Below are 18233 nucleotides of genomic sequence, written 5' to 3'. Positions count from 1 at the left end.
CGTGACGCGCGCTACAGGGATATTCGCGCTACTGGCAGGCAGCCTTCTGGCTGCCTGTGGTGGCGCGGGACCCGTTGAACCTCCAGAATCTGCCATCGGATTAGACGCAGAGCTGGCTCGCGTGTCGGCTTTGGCGGCGTCATGCTCTGGCTGTCACGCGGTTTCCGGTGGCGCAATTGTAGACCTCTCCGACTACACAGAGGCCAAGCTTAAGGCGGCCTTAGAGACGTATCGAACGGACATGGACGGCACGACCGTGATGCATCGCCTCGCGCGCGGCTATAGCGAGGAAGAGATCGCGGCTATTGCCAGCTATTTGGGGGCAGGCACCCAATGAGTTGGCAGATCAACAGACGCGCCCTTTTAAGCACCCTTGGTCTTGTGCCACTGATGGGCCTCACGCCTGTGCGCACACAGGCGCAAGTCGTTATTGTTGGTGGTGGCTTTGGTGGAGCAATAGCGGCCCGCCAACTTAAACGACTGATGCCAGAAGCAGAGATCATTCTGGTCGAGCCAAACCGTACCTACACCGCCTGCCCTTTCAGTAATCTGGTTGTGGCTGGTAGGCGGGATATGACTGCCCAGACTTTCTCATATGAAACCCTCGACAAGGAAGGGGTAATGCTCGTCCATGAGCGCGCGGTTGATGTAAACCCGGACGCCCAAACCGTCATGCTGAGCGACGGGATCGCGATTCCTTATGACCGCCTCATCCTATCACCCGGTGTCGATATGCGCTGGGGCGCGCTGGAGGGATATGATCAAGCCGCCGCTGAGCGCTTGCCCCATGCCTGGAAAGCTGGCGCGCAGACAGTTCTACTGCGCGATCAGCTCAACGCGCTGGAGGATGGCGAGCTGGTTGTCATGACCGTACCACCCGCCCCCTATCGCTGCCCGCCTGGGCCGTATGAGCGGGCAAGCCTGATCGCACACTATCTGAAAACCCAGAAGCCGCGTTCCAAGCTGCTCATCCTTGATGGCAAAGACAGCTTTTCGAAGATGCCACTGTTTCAGGAAGCCTGGGCGGAGCATTATCCGGATCATCTGGAATGGCGCAGCGCCAGTAATGATGGCCGTGTCTCCCGCGTCGATGCCCCCGCGATGACCGTTTCAACTGATTTTGAGGATATTCAGGCCGCCGTGATCAATGTGATTCCACCACAAAAGGCCGGAGCGATTGCCGATGCCGCAGGGGTCAGCGATGCCACCGGCTGGTGCCCAATTGATCCGCTGACCTTTGAATCGCGCTTGCAGCCAAATATCCATGTCATTGGCGATGCAACTATTGCTGCACCGATGCCAAAATCGGCTTTCTCAGCCAACCTTCAGGGCAAGCTGTGCGCCATGGCGATTGTGCAGATGCTGGCAGATCAAACCCCTGAGCCGACTGTGCTTGCCAATACCTGCTACTCTTACACAACCCCGGAAGAGGCGGTCTCGATAGTCGGCGTGTATAGCAATCGTAATGACCAGTTCTCGAATGTGGATGGTGCTGGCGGCCTCAGCCCGCTCGCCGCGCCGCTCAGTGTACGCCAGGCTGAAGCACGACAGGCAGAAAGCTGGTTCAAAGCAGTTACGGCAGAGGCCTTTGGATGATCCGCGCGGGCCTGTCTCTGGCCCTGCTCGCCCTATCGGCCTGTAGCAGTGAGCAAACTCTGGTTCCCGAAAGCCAGATCGTTGGGGATGCCATCCCCGACGCTTTGACAGAGATACCGGGAAACGCTGAGAGTGGCCGTGCCATTTTTACCGACCGTGACAGCGGCCATTGTGTCCTCTGCCATCAGGTGAGCGGCCTCGACGTCCCCTTTCAGGGGAATCTCGGTCCAGACCTGACCACCGTTGGTATTCGGCTTGATCCCGGCCAACTGCGCTTGCGTATTGTCGACTATCAACGCGTTCGCCCCGGAACGGTCATGCCTTCCTATTACCGCATACACGACCTACATCAGGTAGATAAGGATCAGCACGATAAGCCTGTGCTGAGCGCGCAAGAGGTTGAGGACCTTGTTGCCTACCTCTCAACGCTAGGAGGCGTGGAATGAGCGAAGACATGACAATCGCTCCAGCAGCTCTGACCCGGCGCGGCCTACTCGGCCTTGGCGCGGGAGCCGTTCTGATTGCGACAACGCCAATGCGCGGGATGGCGGATGAAGCCGATATGCATGCCGCCATCAAGGAAGCCTTTGGTGACCGGCCGATCGAAGACGCTGGGGTTTCCCTGAAACTACCCCCCATATCGGAAAACGGGTTTTCGGTTCCCCTGACGGTGAGCGTCGATAGCCCGATGACTGAAGCCGACCACATCACTCAGATTGCGCTCTTCTCACCTCGCAACCCATTGCCGGACCTTGTGCGATTCAAACTCGGCCCGCGCGCCGGGAAAGCCGAGATTGCAACACGCATACGCCTGAGTGGTACGCAAACGCTGGTCGCCATCGCCGAAACCAATCAAGGCCGCTTGCTCCGCGGGACGGCAGAAACCGTTGTCACGCTCGCCGCCTGCGTCGTGCTGTAGGAGGACGCGATGACCAGTATTCGCCTATCCGTTCCCAAAACCGCCGCGCAAGACGAGGTGATTGAGATCAAAGCCCTGATCCAACACCCGATGGAAAGTGGCTTCCGCCGTGGTCCACGCGGCGAGGTCATTGCTCGCAACATCATCACCCATTTTGAATGCCTGTATGAGGGCGAAACGGTGTTTGAAGCGGACTTCTTTCCTGCCGTGGCCGCGAACCCATTCCTAACATTCTATACCCGCGCTACGCAGTCTGGCGTCTTGAGGTTCCAGTGGACTGATCAGAATGGCGAGATTTGGTCCGACACGGCCCGTATCGAGGTGACATGATCCGCATTGGCACCATTGTCGGTTTGGTCTTGGCCCTTACGGCATGTGGGCGAAATGCCAGTGACGCTCCGGACTGGACTGCTGGCTTGCAACCTGAACAGGTCCAGTCCGGCTTTGATTTCCTGACCCCCGAAACGCAGGCGCTGCAACAGGATGCTTTTGCTAATCCGGGTTATCTCTGGGTCGATCGTGGGCAGGCTCTGTTTATGAGCGCACCCGGAAACAGCCCTGCCTGTGCCACCTGTCATGCGGAGGGTTTGCCGGGTGTTGCTGCGACTTATCCGAAACTGGACCAACAAAGCGGTGCGCTCGTGAATCTGGAAGGGCGCATCAATCTCTGCCGAACCCGTCATCAGGGTGTGGAGGCGCTGCCCTATGAGAGCGAAGACCTGCTGGCCCTCACCGCCTATGTCGCACAGCAATCCCAAGGCATCGCGCAATCGGTCTCAATTGAAGGCGCGCTGGAGCAGCATTTTGAAAATGGCCGGGACTATTTCTTCACGCGTCGCGGCCAGCTCAACCTGTCTTGCCATCAATGCCATGATCAGAATTGGGGTGCCCAATTGCGTGGCGACACGATCAGCCAGGGCCATTTGAACGGGTTTCCGGCCTACCGCCTCGAATGGCAAAGCCTTGGCTCATCGCATCGACGGTTGCGCGACTGCGATACAGGCGTGCGCGCCGAGCCCCTGCCCTATGGCGATCAGCGCTATATTGAAGTTGAACTCTATCTCGCGGCACGCAGCGCTGGCATAGAAATGGAAAGCCCGGCTGTTCGGCGATAAGGATTTAAGAAACCTGCCTCAGCTTTGGCTTACGCTCATCAATGGTGAGCGGGCGCCCAAACCAGTAGCCTTGCATCCGGTCAGCGCCTTGCTCGACCACATGACGTGCAGCCTGCTCAGTCTCAATGCCTTCAACACAACACTCAAAGCCGAGATCTTTGGTCAACCGGATCGTGGCGTTCAGGACGCCATTGGCACTTGTCGACTCCTGAAGGCTCTTATCCAGTTTGACCTTGTCCAAAGGCAGCTTGTCGAGCAGTGACAAGGACGAATAGCCTGAACCGAAATCATCAAGAACAATCTGACAGCCAAGCTTTCTGGCCTCTTCAAGCACGCGAATGTTTTCCTCAAGATTCCGGAATGCCACATGTTCGGTGATTTCCAGCTCAAAGCGGTCCATCGCAAAATGATGCAGTCTGGCAACTGCCTGTAAGTCATCAAGAAACGTACTCGAGGACAATTGCGATGGCGACACATTGATCGCGAGGAAACAATTCTGATTCCGGATCACTGGTATTGCTTCAGCCAACGTGACCCACAGCAATTCATTCAGAAGCCCGAGCTTCTCTGCAATTGGGATAAAGTCCATCGGCGATGGATCGCGGGCCAGACCACTGTCCTGCCAGCGGGCGAGCAATTCATAACCCAAGACAATGCCGGACTTGCACTTTATGATCGGCTGGAGTGCCGCCTTAATCTGACCTGTCGTCAGAGCCTTGCGGAACAGCTCCTCCATGGCTGCTGACGCCAGAGAGGCATCATCACGATGAGGGTCGAATCGGGCGACGCCGCCGCCATTGGCCTTACAGCGCATCATCGCTGTGTCCGCCGCATGCAGCAGATCACTTACACTGACCGCATCCTCATATGCACGGGCATACCCAAAAGACGCCCCAACGGAGAGGCGCGCCACATCGACATCGATTACACTCGTCACTTCAGACAATGCACGGTGAACAAGTTCATCAACATCGCAGTCGCCTGCGTCATCTTCGATAAGCAAAGCAAATTCATCACCACCAAACCGCGCAGCAACCGTATTCGGTACGGCTTGCAATCGTTCCCCTATCGTCTGCAAGACAGTGTCGCCGATCGCATGGCCGTATTCATCGTTAAGGGGTTTGAACCGATCAAGGTCGATAAACGCCACACTGAAAGGTCTCTTTTCAGCCCAGAACGCTTCAACCTGCTCCATGAAAGCTCGGCGGTTTTGCAGCCCCGTCAGCGGATCTTCTGCGGCTAAACGCTCGGTTTCCTTCACAAGACGCAGCAAGCGCTTGTCGGTTTTCTCTCTGGAGTATGAAACGATCGCCAGCACGGCCAGCGATAAGCTCGACAAGACCGCCAGTAGAACAGCCAAAGAGCTTGTATCGACAATCTCGGCGTCAAAGCCGTACACACCGGCCAGGAAATGCTCGGCATAGAGATAGACCGCCGCCGCCTGAAACAGCGCATAGAAAATCAAGGCCCTATGGTTTGAGACGAGGATCAGGCATAGTGGGACCAGCAAAAGGGTCGGGAAACTCAGGATGGAGGCATTGCCAACAAAAGCATCATAGAAGGTCGTTCCCCACATGTGGAGGTAAATGGCCAAGACCCCCAGCCCCAAAACAAGCGAGAAATATCGATTATTATAGCTGCTCCACGCGATGAGACTTATCGCGACCGTATAGAAAGCGTAATTGAAGCATAAGAATGCATTCAAATCATCATTAGAAATGTATATTAAGAATATCAGCGTATTGCCGATCAATCCGGTGATCGAGACCCAGAACGCCACACGCTGCGAACGGTCTTTTACGCTACGAATAGAATTATTAGTTGAAAAAATATCATTGCGCATGCAGTTTGAATAAACAAATATACTTGCAACACACCCAATATAAGGGTCGATTTTTAAACCGATACATTAACCCAATGGTCAACATTCTCTCCGCCTCAGCGCGGAGCAGAGAACAGGCATAAACGCCTCAAAACAGCGCCAACTGAGCGTGTAAACCAAGAAAACATGGTGCCCGGGGGCGGATTTGAACCACCGACACGCGGATTTTCAATCCGCTGCTCTACCCCTGAGCTACCCGGGCGGGCCAGATGGGGAAGCGGCTATGTAACCGCCCCTGCCCTGCTTGTCCAATGCCGATTTCAGGTTTTTGCAGATAGCCCTAAACAGCTTTCACGGTTTGCTCGATTGCGCCAAAAATTGAGTGGCCATCCTTGTCCATCATCTCAATCCGGACAGTGTCTCCAGCCGACATGAAAGGCGTTTTAAACTCACCTGTCGCAATCTTTTCGATCATGCGGATCTCGGCGATGCAAGAGTAACCCAAGCCGCCTTCGCTGACAGGTTTGCCAGGACCACCATCACTACCTTTATTCGAGACGGTGCCCGATCCAATCACCGTACCAGCCGTCAATGGCCGCGTCTTGGCTGCGTGTGCCACGAGCCGCGCCAGACTGAACGTGGCATCGATTCCGGCTTCTGCGCGTCCGAAGGGTTCGCCTCTATAGTCAACGCGGAGCGGCAAGTGCACGAGCGCATCGCGCCAGGCCTCGCCCAACTCATCTGGCGTCACCGCAACCGGGCTAAACGCACTTGGCGGCTTGGACTGGAAGAAGCCAAACCCCTTGGCGAGCTCTGCCGGGATCAGCCCACGCAGGGACACATCATTGCAGAGCATGATCAGCTTAATGTGGCTGGCTGCGTCCTGCTCACTCACGCCCATCGGGACATCGTCAGTGATGACTGCGATTTCCCCTTCCATGTCACAACCCCAGGCCGGGTCGCCGAGGGGAATGTCATCGCGCGGGCCGAGGAAGGCATCGCTGCCACCCTGATACATTAGCGGGTCATCATAAAAGCTCTCAGGCACTTCTGCGCCACGCGCTTTGCGGACAAGTTCAACATGGTTGATATAGGCGCTGCCATCGGCCCACTGATAAGCCCGTGGCAGTGGGCTCTCACACTCATGCTCATGGAACCGGAAGGTCGGGACAGAGCCAAGCTCAACGCCCTCTGCCATACGCGCCAGACGTGGCGCAACGGTTTCCCAGTCATCAAGGGCGGCTTGCAAGGTCGGGACAATGCGCGCGGCATCCGTGGCGCGCGTCAAATCACGACTGACAACTACGAGCCGGCCATCCCGGGTTCCATTCTTCAGACTGGCGAGTTTCATGGCCTATACTCCTGTCGGCAGATCAAAAGGTTGCATTTGTAACTGTTTGAGATTGGCGATGAAGTCAATGACAAGGCAATCACGGAACATGGCTAACGCTCATACTTTGATCTGCAAAGCCTGCGGAAAGCTGCATTCTTTCTGTTCTAAGACGCAATATGTTCATCTTTTAACTTGAAAACTGACCAGTCAGTCATATTTATCGCTGCACTGCAGTAGGTTAGCGGAGCCAAAACATGCAAGATGATCGCAAAGGCTGGATCGTCGGAGGAATACAACTCGTTTTCGTCATCGCCGTTATTGGCGTTGCTCTATTCCTGACCAATGCCTTGAAAGCCAAGAATGGGGCTCCACCACCTGGCCAAATTCAAGCCGCCTCAGAACGCTCGACAGATGTTTCTGCCGTGATCCCGACCCGCGAAACCTACGCCGCTACGGTTCAGTTGAACGGGGTGATTCAATCCCAAACACAGACTCGCATAACCCCGCAGGTCGGCGGACGAGTGATCTATGTCAGTCCGAACTTCAAACCGGGCGCAACCGTGGCGCAAGGCGAGGTCTTGTTCCGCATTGATCCATCCGACTATGAGCTTGCGGTTGAGCAAGCTGAAGCGAATATTGCCAGCGCTGTATCTGATCTGGCTCTGCTTGAAGCAGAGGCGCAATTGGCGATTGAAGAGTGGCAGGAACTCTTCCCCGGGCGCCCGATCACTGATCTTGCTGCCCGTAAACCGCAAATTGCCGCCGCGCGCAGCCGTCTTGCCAGCGCCCAGGCCGCACAAAAGACTTCTCAACTAGCCCTTACCCGCACACGCATTACAGCGTCTGCTGATGCGCGCGTACTCTCAACCACCCTCAATGAGGGTCAGGTGGTGGCCCCAAATGTCTCAGTCGGAGACCTATACGCCCTCAACAGTGTTGAAGTGCGCGCGCCCCTTTCTACAGAGCAGATTGCGAGCCTAACACCTCTGATCGGGCGTACGGCGACCCTGACACCGCGCGGTAATGGCGTTGACAACATAAACGGCATCGTAACGCGCCTGGACGCCACCCTGGACGCCCGCACGCGACTAGCAACAGCTTTTATCTCCCTGGACACGCTGGCGGGGGTGACAGTTGGAGACTTCATAGACGTCACCATGCAAGCCGACCCGGTGGCAGACGCTATGGTCATTCCCGCCTCATCCTTCTTTGGGCGCAATGAGGTATGGGTCATCGTCAATGGCGCGCTCGAGCGCCGAAGCCTGATCAGACTGGGAGAACGCGGCAGCGATGCTGTCGTACAAGGCTTTGATTATGGCGAAGGGGTCATCACCCTGCCTCCTGTTGAAGGCTATGAGGGCATGAAGGTCAGTCGCCGAACCACAAGCGAAGACCGCAAGGTTGCGGGAGGTTCAAATGCCGGCTGAACCCTCATCTCCTGATACAGCACATGCTGGTGGCTTGATCGGCTGGTTCATTCGCAATCCGGTCGCGGCAAACCTGCTTATGGTTGTCTTACTGTTTGGCGGCTTCCTTGCCGCCAGCAGTCTGCGCTCGCAGGTTTTCCCAACAATTGATCCAGGCATCATCACTGTCAGCGTGCCCTACCCCGGCGCGACACCTGCCGAGGTTGAGGAAGGCATTACACGACGCGTGGAAGAAGCGGTTCTGGGCATTGATGGCGTCAAGAAAGTCACTTCCATTGCCGCAGAGAACATCGGCACAGTAACGGTTGAAGTACAGGACTTTGCCGATAATCAAATCGTAAAAGATGACATCCAGTCTGCGGTTGAACGACTAGCGCAGTTTCCTCCCGAAAACGCAGAGCGCTTTGTCGTACAATCCGTTGAGCCCACTTCAGGCGTCGTCTCACTCGTTGTAACGGGAACGATCCCACCGATGGAGCTCCGCAAAGCGGCAGAGGAACTCGAACGTGATCTTCTAACCCAACCGGGCGTCTCTCTGGTCGGACTGGCAGGTGACCGGGATTATGAGATATCAATCGAGGTTAGCGAAGACACACTTCGCAATTACGGGCTGAGTTTTTCTGAAGTCGCGACTGCTGTGCGCGCAAGCTCACTGGACCTGGCAGGTGGCTCCATCGTTACCGAAGGTGGTGAAATCCTGCTGCGCACCAACCAGCTTCGCGAGACCGGCGATGAGTTTGAAACCATCGTTGTACGCACCGATCCAGACGGTTCGAAAATCCTGCTGTCTGACATTGCCGTGGTGCGCGACGGCTTCACACGTGATCAGGTGGTCAACACTTATAATGGCCTGCCTGCGATCTTCGTCGAAGTCAGCCGCGCCGAGGCTGAGGATGTTCTCAAAGTCAAAGCCGCTGTGGATGCTTATCTGGAAACCTATACGCCCCCCCAAGGTGTGGAGATTATCGAGTTCCGTGACCAGACGGCGATCCTTGAGGAACGCGTCAACCTACTGTTGCGGAATGCCCTCTTCGGGTTCGCTCTGGTATTTATGTTCCTTATCCTGATGCTGGACCTGAAACTCGCCGTCTGGGTCTGCGTCGGCATTACCACAGCCTTTATGGGTGGCTTCATGCTGTTTGGGACAGCAGGCGTGACTATCACCATGGTCTCGCTGTTTGGCCTGATCATTGTTCTGGGTCTGGTGGTTGATGATGCCATCGTGATCGGGGAGAATATCGACGCTGAACGCCTGACGGGCCTAAGTGGCATGGATGCTGCGATTAAAGGCGTCACTGGCGTGTTTGCTCCAGTTCTCGTCGGGGTCATGACGACTGTTGCCGCCTTCGCGCCCCTGCTCTTTGTGGGTGGAACCTTTGGTGAGATCGCACGCGCTATTCCAATCGTTGTGATTTGCGTTCTGGCGATCTCTCTGGTCGAAGCCTTCTTCATCCTGCCCAGCCACCTTTCTCATGGCGGGGCATGGTCTCGTGGGCCTGTCAGGTTCATTCAGTGGCGTGTTGCCCGCCGCCTGCGACAAGCTTCTGAATACCTGATCCAACCGGGTGTTCGGTTTCTCGCACGCTGGCGTTATGCCACGGCAGGTGCCGCTGCCGCATTCGTGATTGCATGTCTCGGTCTGGTATCCAGTGGCGTCGTTAAGTTCATCTTCTTCCCAAGCATTGAAGGCAATGAGATTTCAGCCACAGTGACCATGCCCGAGGGCACGCCTTTTGCGCGTACACAGGAGGCCGTTGCCAAGCTGGAAGCGGCTGCAATTGAAGTCGAACACTTGGCTGAGAAAGAACGCGGCGAAGTTCTTTTCCTGTCCGTTTCGTCCACTGCAGGCGGTCAGACAGTCCCAGCTGGCGGGCCACAAGGCGGCGGTGGTTTCAGTGCCGCTGAGAATGTTGGTCAAATCCAGATTGAGCTGGTGCCCTTTGGCGCGAGGCGAACTTCGGCGGCTGAGATTGAACGCCTATGGCGAGAGCAATTGGGAACAATCGAGGGCGCAGAGAAAATCAGCTTCAACGCCTCAGCCGCGAACTTCGGCAATGACATCGAGTTTGAACTCGCAGCACAGGATGAAGACACGCTGATTGCTGCCGCAGATACACTGAAAGCTCGCATCGGCGAAATGGCGGGTGTCAACGAGATTGAAGACAGTTTCGATCTTGGCAAACGCCAATTCGTTTTCGAGCTGACCGACGCCGGACGTGCTGCTGGCCTGCAGCCCGCAGATGTTGCCCGGCAAGTCCGCCAGGCCTTCTTTGGTGAAGAGGTTCAGCGCATTCAGCGGGGGCGCGAAGAGGTTCGTGTCTTTGTCCGCTATCCGGAAACCGCGCGACAAAGTCTGCAAGCACTTGATGAGTTTCGTGTTCGCCTAAGCGATGGCGGCGAGGCACCGCTCTTCACTGTCGCCGAGATTGAAGAAAGCCGCTCCTTCTCATCCATACAACGGATTGATGGACGCCGAGTTGTGACCGTGACAGCCGATGTCGACGAAGCCATCACAACATCGACCATCGCGAACAATCAGATTCTGCAAGATATTATGCCGGAGATTGAAGCGGCCTATCCAAGCCTGCGTTGGAGTCAGGCCGGCGCGACGCGTGAGCAAAGTGAAGACCTCGCAAGCCTAGCCAATGCCTTTCTCGTTGTCTTGGTCATCATCTATGCCTTGGTCGCAACGCAGATGCGCTCTTACTTGCAGCCGATAGCCATCCTTGTGTCCATTCCGCTTGGTGTTGCTGGTGCGATTCTTGGCCACTTTATACTGGGTTATCCCCTGTCTTTCGTTTCGATCTTCGGGATCGTTGCGCTGGCCGGGGTGGCGGTGAATGCGTCAGTCGTCCTCATCGATCTCTATAATGTTCGCAGGCGCGACGGTGTCGCCCCAGTTGATGCAATGGCTGAAGCTTCTGCACGCCGTTTCCGCCCGATCCTGCTCACCACACTGACAACCGCTCTGGGCCTTGGCCCACTGCTGTTTGAGACCAGCCCACAAGCGCAATTCCTGATCCCGATGGGCGTCAGTCTGGGCTTTGGCATTGTCATCTCTGGACTGATGGTGATTTTCGTCACCCCAGCAATTGCCCTGATTATTGAGGATTTGCGCAATCTGTCGAACATGCTCAAATCAATGCTCACCGGGACGGAAAACCCCAAACAACCTGCGGAATAGCTTGTGACCGAAGCAAAAACCCCTGCCGAATCCCGCCGCGAGGCCCGCAAGGAGCAGCGCCGACTAGACATTGTCGATGCCGCGCTGACCGTGTTTGCACGTGATGGGTTTGCTCTGTCCAAGATGGACACGGTGGCAGAGCAGGCGGGCATCTCGAAAGGTACGCTCTATCTTTATTTTGACAGTAAGGAAGCCCTGTTCGAAGGCATGGTGCGGGAGAAAATGCTCCCGACACTTGAGAAGCTGCAATCCGAACTCGTGGCGACGCCTGATGCCTCAGCAGAGGACATGCTGCGTATGCAGATGCGGTTTTTCTATCGCAATGTCCTGAACACAGAACGCCGCCATATCATGCGTCTGATCATGGCCGAGGGTCCGCAATTCCCGCACATTGCCCAGTTTTACTATGAAAACGTCATGTCTCGCGGCAAAGCCCTTTTCAAAGGGATCATTGAACACGGCATTAGGACTGGCGAGTTTCGCACCGTCGAGGGGCACGGCTTGATGAAAATCGCAATGGCCGGCGGCTTGGTGGCTGCCCTCTGGAAAACGATTTTCGATACATTCGAACCGATCGACCTTGAGGCCTATTGCGAGACCCATATCGATGTTCTGCTCAATGGACTTAAAGCCTAGACGCGATTCATCACTGCGACAGTGGATTCAGACTGGAAGCCGTTGAAGTCAGTTGCCAGCGCCTGTCCATAGGCACCGAGGTGTTGAACCTCGATCCAGTCACCTTCATCAATGTCAGCTGGCAAGGTGAATGGCCCCTCCATGACATCAAGGCTATCGCAGGTTGGCCCAAACATACGGAAGGCTTGTATGCCCTGGTCTTCAGAGGTAGGCCTCGAAACACAGCGCACCGGAAATTTCCAGCTGCACTGCGCCGCATCGAACAGCGACCCGTACGATCCGTCATTGAGATAGAGGTCGCTGCCCTTGCGCAGCTCAACCCGTGTCAGCGTTGAACCGCCTTCAGCACAGAGCGCCCGGCCTGGCTCGCCAAGGATTTCAAGATCGGCAAATCCGTTTTCTGCCAGCGCTTCACGGATAGTCGCGAAATAGTCGCCCATGGCTGGCGGGACCATGCCCGGATAGGCAACCGGGAAACCACCGCCACAATCAACGCTATCAATCGACACACCCGCCGCATCAGCAAGTTGTCGGACATAGCCAAGCGCCCGGGCATAAGCCTCTGTATCCATGCACTGGCTGCCGACATGGAAGCATACGCCGAGTTTTACCGCGAAAGGCCGTGCCGTGCGCAGCAGATCAACCGCCTCATTGAACTCAGCCCCGAACTTTCCGGCCAGTGGCATGGCGGCACCATCACTTGGCACTGCCAAACGGATGTGAAGGTTGAGATCATCAGCGCTCTGCGTCTCATCGAGAATCTTGGCCAGCTCCGCCTGGCAATCGAGCGCCATATGACGCACACCCTGTGCATAGGCGTGGGCAATGGTTTTGCGCGACTTGATCGGGTGCATGAGGAACAGATCAGCATCCGGGGCAACACTTTGCACAAGATCAATCTCACGGATCGAGGCTACATCGAAATGGCGAAGGCCGGCGCTCCACAGGATACGCAAAACCGCCGGGTGCGGGTTCGCCTTGACCGCATAGAGCACCTTGCCCGGAAAGCCGGACAGGAAGGTCTCCGCCGCCGCCGCAATCACCTGCGGATACAGCACATGAATCGCATCATCCCCGTCATAGGCGGCAATCGCCTCCTCAACCGAGTTAAAGGCAGGCAGACCGGACGGGCGGTCGAAATCAGGAAGGGTCGTGGGCTGCGCAAGATGCGCGTGAGAAACTGAATTAAACATAGCAAAAGTCCGCAAAGGGATACTGCAAAAGCAATAAACAAAGGTCAGACGAGCCTTATCAGGCAGCGGCTGGCGCGATCGGATTAGGCGGGCAACGGCCCGCTACAGCCTGGAAAGTTCAGCCACGGCTGCCATGTAATCGGCATCCTTGGCAAAGGTCCCGTATAGGAGCGTCGACGTATCGAACGCGATATCAATCTTCTTGATCAGTTGACCGGAAGCGGCCAGGGCCAGATAGGCCGTCGGATGAGTCATCCCAGTATCCTCGCAAAGCAAGACCGGCGTACCGGCATTGAAAGTGAAGACAGTTGGGCTCCCCCGTACTGACGGCTCAATGCCCGTCGTGGTTCGCTTGCTTGTCAGGCGCGGGAAATAGGCCTGAGACACTCACGGGTCAAGTTAAAAAAGACGCAATACGTGCGCTATTTCAGGCTAGGGACAAATACCTAAAGCAGGGAAAATCAGCGTTCGGACAGAAAGGGGGTTTTATTTTAATCCGAGCAGGTGCATTTATGGGGTAATCCCGTATGGGATCAACAGACTTCCCCGATGGGCATTGTGATCAGGCCTAACACCCTGCACACCGTCCAGACCGGAATAAACAAGATGAGCGCGATGACTGTATCCTCCACCCCCTCGACTGCCCGGCAATCGGCTGCGGTCCTCTGTGGTGGCCTGTCACGCACCCCTACACATTTCTCTGGCGAGCATGGCCTATTCCCGGTGATGGACCGGGCGCTGGCGCCGCCGGTTCTCAAGGTTCACTTACATGAAAAAGCAAATGCTGATCGACGCGGTCCACCCGGAAGAGACCCGTGTCGCACTGGTCAACGACGGCCGCATTGAAGATTTTGATTTTGAAACCACAGGCAATGAACAGCTTCGTGGCAACATTTATCTGGCAAAAGTCACACGCGTAGAACCCTCTCTACAGGCCTGTTTTGTGGAGTATGGCGGCAATCGCCATGGCTTCCTCGCCTTTAGCGAGATTCATCCCGACTATTACCAGCTTCCACAGGAAGACCGCGAGGCCCTGCTAGAAGAAGCTGCGCGCGAGGCTGAAGAAGCCGCAGATGAAGACCCTGACGACGAGGATGATCTCGACGAGGAGGAGTCTGATGCAAGCGCTGAAGATGACACTGACGACGATACAGAGGACAGCGACGCCTCTGATGAGGTCAGCGAAGCGAGCGAACTTGATGTCATCGACGCAGATGATGACGGCGAAGGTGATACCGCTGAAGCTACAGATGACGAAAAGTCCTCTGACGCCAGCACTGGCGAGGATGAAACAGAAGAGGCGAGCGAGGATAGCGGCGAGAAAAAGCCTGCCCGCGCAGCCCGTCGCAAGCGCCCGGCCCGTAAGACGCGTGGCTCATCCCTGACGAAACGTTACAAGATTCAAGAAGTTATCCGCCGCCGTCAGATCCTGCTGGTTCAGGTCGTTAAGGAAGAGCGCGGCAATAAAGGCGCGGCGCTGACAACCTATCTGTCTCTGGCAGGTCGTTATTCGGTCCTGATGCCAAACACGCCACGCGGTGGTGGCATCTCCCGCAAAATTCCAAATGGCGCAGACCGTAAGCGCCTCAAGACGATCATGGATGGCCTGGAAGTGCCGAAAGGTATGGGGCTTATTGTTCGCACGGCCGGGGCCAAGCGGACAAAGTCGGAAATTCGCCGCGACTATGACTACCTCCAGAACCTATGGGCAAAAATCCGTTCGACGACAATGGATTCAGTTGCACCAGCCCTGATTCATGAGGAAGGCGGTCTCGTCCATCGCGCCATGCGGGATATGTTCGACCGCGAGATTGAAGAAGTCATCGTTCAGGGTGACACGGCGTACCGCGAAGCCAAGGACCTCGCCAAGACCTTGATGCCGACACAGGCCCGCAAGGTGAAACGCTGGACCTCTCCTGCTCCGCTTTTCGTCTCTGAAGGCGTTGAAGGTGAGCTAGACTCGGTCTTCTCGCCCGTCGTACAGATGAAATCTGGCGGCTATCTGGTCATCAATCAGACTGAAGCACTGGTCGCCATCGATGTGAACTCGGGCAAGTCCACCAAGGAACGCTCTATTGAGCACACAGCCCTGCGGACCAATCTGGAAGCAGCAGAAGAAGCCTGCCGCCAGATGCGTTTGCGCGACCTCGCGGGCCTTGTCGTGATCGACTTCATCGACATGGACGAGAACAAGAATAATCGCGCTGTCGAGAAGAAGATGAAAGAGTGCCTGAAGCTCGATCGGGCGCGCGTTCAGAACAATCGCATCTCGCAATTCGGCCTGATGGAAATCTCGCGTCAGCGGCGCCGCGCCGGTGTCTTGCAGTCTACCTCCGAGAAATGCGATGTCTGTGACGGAACGGGGCGTCGTCGCTCTATCCCATCTGCAGCACTGCAGCTTCTTCGCGCCATTGAGGCGCGCGCCGCAGGGTATGGCCTGCGCGGTTTGACCGTTACGGCACCAACCGATGTGGCGCTCTACCTACTGAACTCCAAGCGCGATCAGATTTCAGCCATCGAAGAAGAAGCCGGGTTCACCATTGCGATTAAGTCTGATGGGGAGATGATCCCGGGTGACTTCCAACTGGATGCGGACAAGGATCCAAAAGCCCGCCGTCGTCGCCGGAAGACGAATCGCGCCGAATTCCTGGTCGGGGATGAGGACGATCACCTGCTGCCAACCGAAGAAGATGATGCCGAGGAAGACGCCGAGCTTCTGCCTGCATCGGATGAAGACGACCAAGAGACAAGAAGTGACTCTGAAGGCGAAGAAGGCGGTAAGCGCAAGCGTCGCCGTCGTGGACGCCGGGGCGGCCGCAGACGTCGCCGCGATGGCATTGAAGTTGGACCACCGCCCGCTGATGGCGGTGCCCTGCTCGATGGTCTATCGCTTAGCCTAGACACTATGCTCGGCGATGAGCCGCCAGCCCTGCCAGAAGCCGCTGAAGGTGGCCTGAAGGCCAGTGCTGTAGCCCTGCCAATGGCAACCAAACCAGTGAGCGAGCCCGAAAAACCTGAAGCCTCTGAAACAGTCTCTGAAGATGGTGAGGGTGGCACAAGCCGCAAACGCCGTCGCCGCCGTCGTAAGCGCCCGAACCGTGATGAAGTTCGGACTGAAGAGGCTCAAGCAGAAGCAAGCGCAGAAGAGACTTCCGTTGAGGCAGAAAGTCCGATCGATGAAAGCGCAGAGGGTTTGGAGGTCGTGAACGCAGGATCAGATGAGACTGCAACACCTGACCCAGAACCAAAGGCAGAGACACCTGCTCCAGCAGAAGCGGAAGAAGCTCCGATCGTCGCCATTGAGCCTGAGGAAACACCTGAGCCTGCTGCGGTCGAAGTAGAAACGAAACCTGCTCTTGAACCAACAGTAGAAGAACAGCCGGTTACGACTGAACCCGTGCTGGAAACCGCTGCACCCAAGAAAAAGAAACGTGGATGGTGGTCGCGCGGCTAGCGCGTCACATCATGAGCATAGAGCCAGTCCTGACGTGCCATAATAGCGCGCGGGGCTAGACGTCCAGCCATCCACATTGGGCCATAAGTCGACAGGCGCATCAGCGGGTTGCGGTGATGGAAGAGCGTGGCATTGCTTTTCGAAACTGCCTGTACCCGACTGGCGCGGGGTTTACGCGTGACCTCATAGTCACGAAGTGCGGCTTCAATATCGCTCGGCTCACGTAATAGAGCGCCCAACATATAGGCATCTTCAATCGCCTGAGCGGCACCCTGCGCCATGAAGGGCAGCATTGGGTGACACGCATCCCCCAGCAGGACCACACGCCCATTGCTCCACTTTGGCAGTGTCGGGCGGCCAAATAGGCCCCAGCGGAACAGGCGCGGCGCGGCTTCAATCATGGTTGTGACAATCGGGTGCCAGCCTTCAAAGTCCGCCAGCGCTTCCGCCTTGGCCCCTTCCTCGCTCCAGCTTTCATTGCGGAACTTGCTGTGCTCGACGACACCAACGAAGTTGGCGAGGGTTCCCTGTCTTAGCCGATACGTCACAACATGTTTGCCACGCCCTAGCCAGATCGTGGCATTAGGGTCAGGCGCGTGTTCTCCCAAGGCTTCAATCGGAACCGTCCCGCGCCAGGCAACATTGCCAGTAAAGTGCGGTTTGTCCGCACCCAGCATCTGCGTGCGAATCGCGGAATGGATGCCGTCTGCGCCAATCAGTAAATCGCCCTGCTCTTCGCCGCCATCGACGAGACTGACCGCTACCGTATCCTGATCCTGGCTGTAGCTCTCAACCATGGCTCCGGTACGCAATGCTATGTCCGGCTGGTCCAATGCGGCCCCGCGCAGAACATCAATCAGATCCGCCCGGTGAATATGCAGGTATGGCGCGCCCCAGCGCTTCTCAGCTTCAGCGGCCAGAGGGAAAGCAAACAAACGCTGCCCACTCTCTCCTAACCGAATCTCCGCCGCCTCAGGGACAAACCCTCGCTCAACCAGCGCGTCTTCCAGACCAAGCTTACGGTAGACCTTCATGGCATTCGGACTGAGCTGAAGTCCGGCCCCGACCTCGCCAAAGGCCTCAGCCTGTTCAAGGACTGTAACCGAGTGACCAGCCTGTTTCAGGCAAAGCGCGGCGGTTAAGCCCCCTATACCGCCACCCGCAATCAGGATGTGCATGACGCCTCCAGCAGATACAAAAACACCGGCCGAGCTGATAAGCAGGGCCGGTGTCTGTCAATCGGTATGAACCGTTGGCGCGACTAGATGTCGTCCTTTGGCTCAAGAATCTGGCGACCGCGATACATACCGGTCTTCAGATCGATGTGGTGTGGACGACGCAGCTCACCAGAGTCTGCATCCTCGATAAATGTGTTGCCTTTCAGGCGGTCATGGGCGCGGCGCATGCCCCGCTTGGACGGTGTCGTTTTTCGCTTAGGGACAGCCATTTGTCTCGTTTCCAGTCAGTCGAGGGCAACTCGCCCTATTCAAATCAAACCGCGCGTATAGAGGACAGGAACACGCGCGGCAAGGGGGCGATTGAAGTCTATCATGA

Annotated in this window: 16 protein-coding genes and 1 tRNA gene; 10 read left to right on the top strand and 7 right to left on the bottom strand. The window is 56.5% G+C overall.

Features of this window, described 5'->3' with window-relative positions; all coding sequences use genetic code 11:
* Window position 1 precedes the first annotated feature (1 nt).
* Genes RYZ27_RS05835 through soxA form a run of 6 tightly spaced genes read left to right on the top strand, consistent with a single transcriptional unit; the run spans window position 2 to window position 3630 of the window.
* Window positions 2-337 carry a c-type cytochrome gene (locus RYZ27_RS05835; protein ID WP_406681432.1) on the top strand — a complete coding sequence of 112 codons (336 nt, stop codon included), beginning with the start codon at window positions 2-4 and terminating at the stop codon, window positions 335-337.
* Window positions 334-1596, top strand: coding sequence for an FCSD flavin-binding domain-containing protein (locus RYZ27_RS05830; RefSeq protein ID WP_406681431.1), 1263 nt, complete (start codon window positions 334-336; stop codon window positions 1594-1596). Before RYZ27_RS05835 ends, RYZ27_RS05830 begins: the two co-directional genes overlap by 4 nt.
* Window positions 1593-2042 carry a sulfur oxidation c-type cytochrome SoxX gene (gene soxX, locus RYZ27_RS05825; RefSeq protein WP_406681430.1) on the top strand — a complete coding sequence of 150 codons (450 nt, stop codon included), beginning with the start codon at window positions 1593-1595 and terminating at the stop codon, window positions 2040-2042. The genes RYZ27_RS05830 and soxX overlap by 4 nt, the downstream gene beginning before the upstream one ends.
* Window positions 2039-2515 carry a thiosulfate oxidation carrier protein SoxY gene (locus tag RYZ27_RS05820; protein WP_406681429.1) on the top strand — a complete coding sequence of 159 codons (477 nt, stop codon included), beginning with the start codon at window positions 2039-2041 and terminating at the stop codon, window positions 2513-2515. Before soxX ends, RYZ27_RS05820 begins: the two co-directional genes overlap by 4 nt.
* Before the next feature lie 9 nt (window positions 2516-2524).
* Entirely contained in the window at window positions 2525-2845 is a 321-nt protein-coding gene (gene soxZ / locus RYZ27_RS05815) for a thiosulfate oxidation carrier complex protein SoxZ (protein WP_406681428.1), read from the top strand.
* Window positions 2842-3630: a sulfur oxidation c-type cytochrome SoxA gene (soxA, locus tag RYZ27_RS05810; protein ID WP_406681427.1), complete on the top strand. Its 789-nt coding sequence runs from the start codon at window positions 2842-2844 to the stop codon at window positions 3628-3630. Before soxZ ends, soxA begins: the two co-directional genes overlap by 4 nt.
* A gap of 4 nt (window positions 3631-3634) precedes the next feature.
* Here soxA and RYZ27_RS05805 read toward each other — a convergent pair whose 3' ends face one another.
* From RYZ27_RS05805 to RYZ27_RS05795, 3 genes are all read right to left on the bottom strand, one after another.
* Window positions 3635-5473 (bottom strand): putative bifunctional diguanylate cyclase/phosphodiesterase, encoded by a 1839-nt coding sequence (locus tag RYZ27_RS05805; protein WP_406681426.1) that lies wholly within the window; start codon window positions 5471-5473, stop codon window positions 3635-3637.
* A 166-nt stretch (window positions 5474-5639) separates the two neighbouring features.
* Window positions 5640-5714 (bottom strand) — tRNA-Phe (locus tag RYZ27_RS05800).
* Window positions 5715-5792: 78 nt separating this feature from the next.
* Window positions 5793-6803 carry a fumarylacetoacetate hydrolase family protein gene (locus RYZ27_RS05795; RefSeq protein WP_406681425.1) on the bottom strand — a complete coding sequence of 337 codons (1011 nt, stop codon included), beginning with the start codon at window positions 6801-6803 and terminating at the stop codon, window positions 5793-5795.
* Window positions 6804-7039: 236 nt separating this feature from the next.
* On the opposite strand from RYZ27_RS05795, the gene RYZ27_RS05790 reads away from it, so the two are divergent.
* Genes RYZ27_RS05790 through RYZ27_RS05780 form a run of 3 tightly spaced genes read left to right on the top strand, consistent with a single transcriptional unit; the run spans window position 7040 to window position 12032 of the window.
* Window positions 7040-8212: an efflux RND transporter periplasmic adaptor subunit gene (locus tag RYZ27_RS05790; RefSeq protein WP_406681424.1), complete on the top strand. Its 1173-nt coding sequence runs from the start codon at window positions 7040-7042 to the stop codon at window positions 8210-8212.
* Window positions 8202-11396 carry an efflux RND transporter permease subunit gene (locus tag RYZ27_RS05785; RefSeq protein ID WP_406681423.1) on the top strand — a complete coding sequence of 1065 codons (3195 nt, stop codon included), beginning with the start codon at window positions 8202-8204 and terminating at the stop codon, window positions 11394-11396. The genes RYZ27_RS05790 and RYZ27_RS05785 overlap by 11 nt, the downstream gene beginning before the upstream one ends.
* A gap of 3 nt (window positions 11397-11399) precedes the next feature.
* Window positions 11400-12032 (top strand): TetR/AcrR family transcriptional regulator, encoded by a 633-nt coding sequence (locus RYZ27_RS05780; RefSeq protein WP_406681422.1) that lies wholly within the window; start codon window positions 11400-11402, stop codon window positions 12030-12032.
* Here RYZ27_RS05780 and RYZ27_RS05775 read toward each other — a convergent pair.
* A complete protein-coding gene (locus RYZ27_RS05775; protein WP_406681421.1) occupies window positions 12029-13225 on the bottom strand; it encodes a type III PLP-dependent enzyme in 1197 nt (398 codons plus the stop codon). The genes RYZ27_RS05780 and RYZ27_RS05775 overlap by 4 nt on opposite strands.
* Window positions 13226-13327: 102 nt before the next feature.
* Window positions 13328-13480, bottom strand: coding sequence for a hypothetical protein (locus tag RYZ27_RS05770; protein ID WP_406681420.1), 153 nt, complete (start codon window positions 13478-13480; stop codon window positions 13328-13330).
* Between the two features lie 514 nt (window positions 13481-13994).
* Between RYZ27_RS05770 and RYZ27_RS05765 the strand changes: the two genes are divergently transcribed.
* Entirely contained in the window at window positions 13995-16679 is a 2685-nt protein-coding gene (locus RYZ27_RS05765) for a ribonuclease E/G (RefSeq protein ID WP_406681419.1), read from the top strand.
* On the opposite strand, the gene RYZ27_RS05760 is transcribed toward RYZ27_RS05765, so the two are convergent.
* Together RYZ27_RS05760 and rpmF are read right to left on the bottom strand one after the other, a co-directional pair.
* A complete protein-coding gene (locus RYZ27_RS05760) occupies window positions 16676-17857 on the bottom strand; it encodes an FAD-dependent monooxygenase (RefSeq protein WP_406681418.1) in 1182 nt (393 codons plus the stop codon). The genes RYZ27_RS05765 and RYZ27_RS05760 overlap by 4 nt on opposite strands.
* Before the next feature lie 83 nt (window positions 17858-17940).
* A complete protein-coding gene (rpmF, locus tag RYZ27_RS05755) occupies window positions 17941-18126 on the bottom strand; it encodes a 50S ribosomal protein L32 (protein WP_406681417.1) in 186 nt (61 codons plus the stop codon).
* Window positions 18127-18233 lie beyond the last annotated feature (107 nt).

This window comes from Hyphomonas sp. FCG-A18 (assembly GCF_045287255.1).
Taxonomy (GTDB): Bacteria; Pseudomonadota; Alphaproteobacteria; order Caulobacterales; family Hyphomonadaceae; genus Henriciella.
This window is presented reverse-complemented; position numbering and strand designations above follow the sequence as displayed.

Coding starts and splice junctions, on each gene's coding strand:
- RYZ27_RS05775 (WP_406681421.1), bottom strand. CDS start 13,225: ATGTTTAATTCAGTTTCTCACGCGCATCTTGCGCAGCCCACGACCCTT.
- rpmF (WP_406681417.1), bottom strand. CDS start 18,126: ATGGCTGTCCCTAAGCGAAAAACGACACCGTCCAAGCGGGGCATGCGC.
- RYZ27_RS05785 (WP_406681423.1), top strand. CDS start 8,202: ATGCCGGCTGAACCCTCATCTCCTGATACAGCACATGCTGGTGGCTTG.
- RYZ27_RS05795 (WP_406681425.1), bottom strand. CDS start 6,803: ATGAAACTCGCCAGTCTGAAGAATGGAACCCGGGATGGCCGGCTCGTA.
- soxA (WP_406681427.1), top strand. CDS start 2,842: ATGATCCGCATTGGCACCATTGTCGGTTTGGTCTTGGCCCTTACGGCA.
- RYZ27_RS05765 (WP_406681419.1), top strand. CDS start 13,995: ATGAAAAAGCAAATGCTGATCGACGCGGTCCACCCGGAAGAGACCCGT.
- RYZ27_RS05830 (WP_406681431.1), top strand. CDS start 334: ATGAGTTGGCAGATCAACAGACGCGCCCTTTTAAGCACCCTTGGTCTT.
- RYZ27_RS05790 (WP_406681424.1), top strand. CDS start 7,040: ATGCAAGATGATCGCAAAGGCTGGATCGTCGGAGGAATACAACTCGTT.
- RYZ27_RS05760 (WP_406681418.1), bottom strand. CDS start 17,857: ATGCACATCCTGATTGCGGGTGGCGGTATAGGGGGCTTAACCGCCGCG.
- RYZ27_RS05820 (WP_406681429.1), top strand. CDS start 2,039: ATGAGCGAAGACATGACAATCGCTCCAGCAGCTCTGACCCGGCGCGGC.
- soxZ (WP_406681428.1), top strand. CDS start 2,525: ATGACCAGTATTCGCCTATCCGTTCCCAAAACCGCCGCGCAAGACGAG.
- soxX (WP_406681430.1), top strand. CDS start 1,593: ATGATCCGCGCGGGCCTGTCTCTGGCCCTGCTCGCCCTATCGGCCTGT.
- RYZ27_RS05805 (WP_406681426.1), bottom strand. CDS start 5,473: ATGCGCAATGATATTTTTTCAACTAATAATTCTATTCGTAGCGTAAAA.
- RYZ27_RS05770 (WP_406681420.1), bottom strand. CDS start 13,480: ATGACTCATCCGACGGCCTATCTGGCCCTGGCCGCTTCCGGTCAACTG.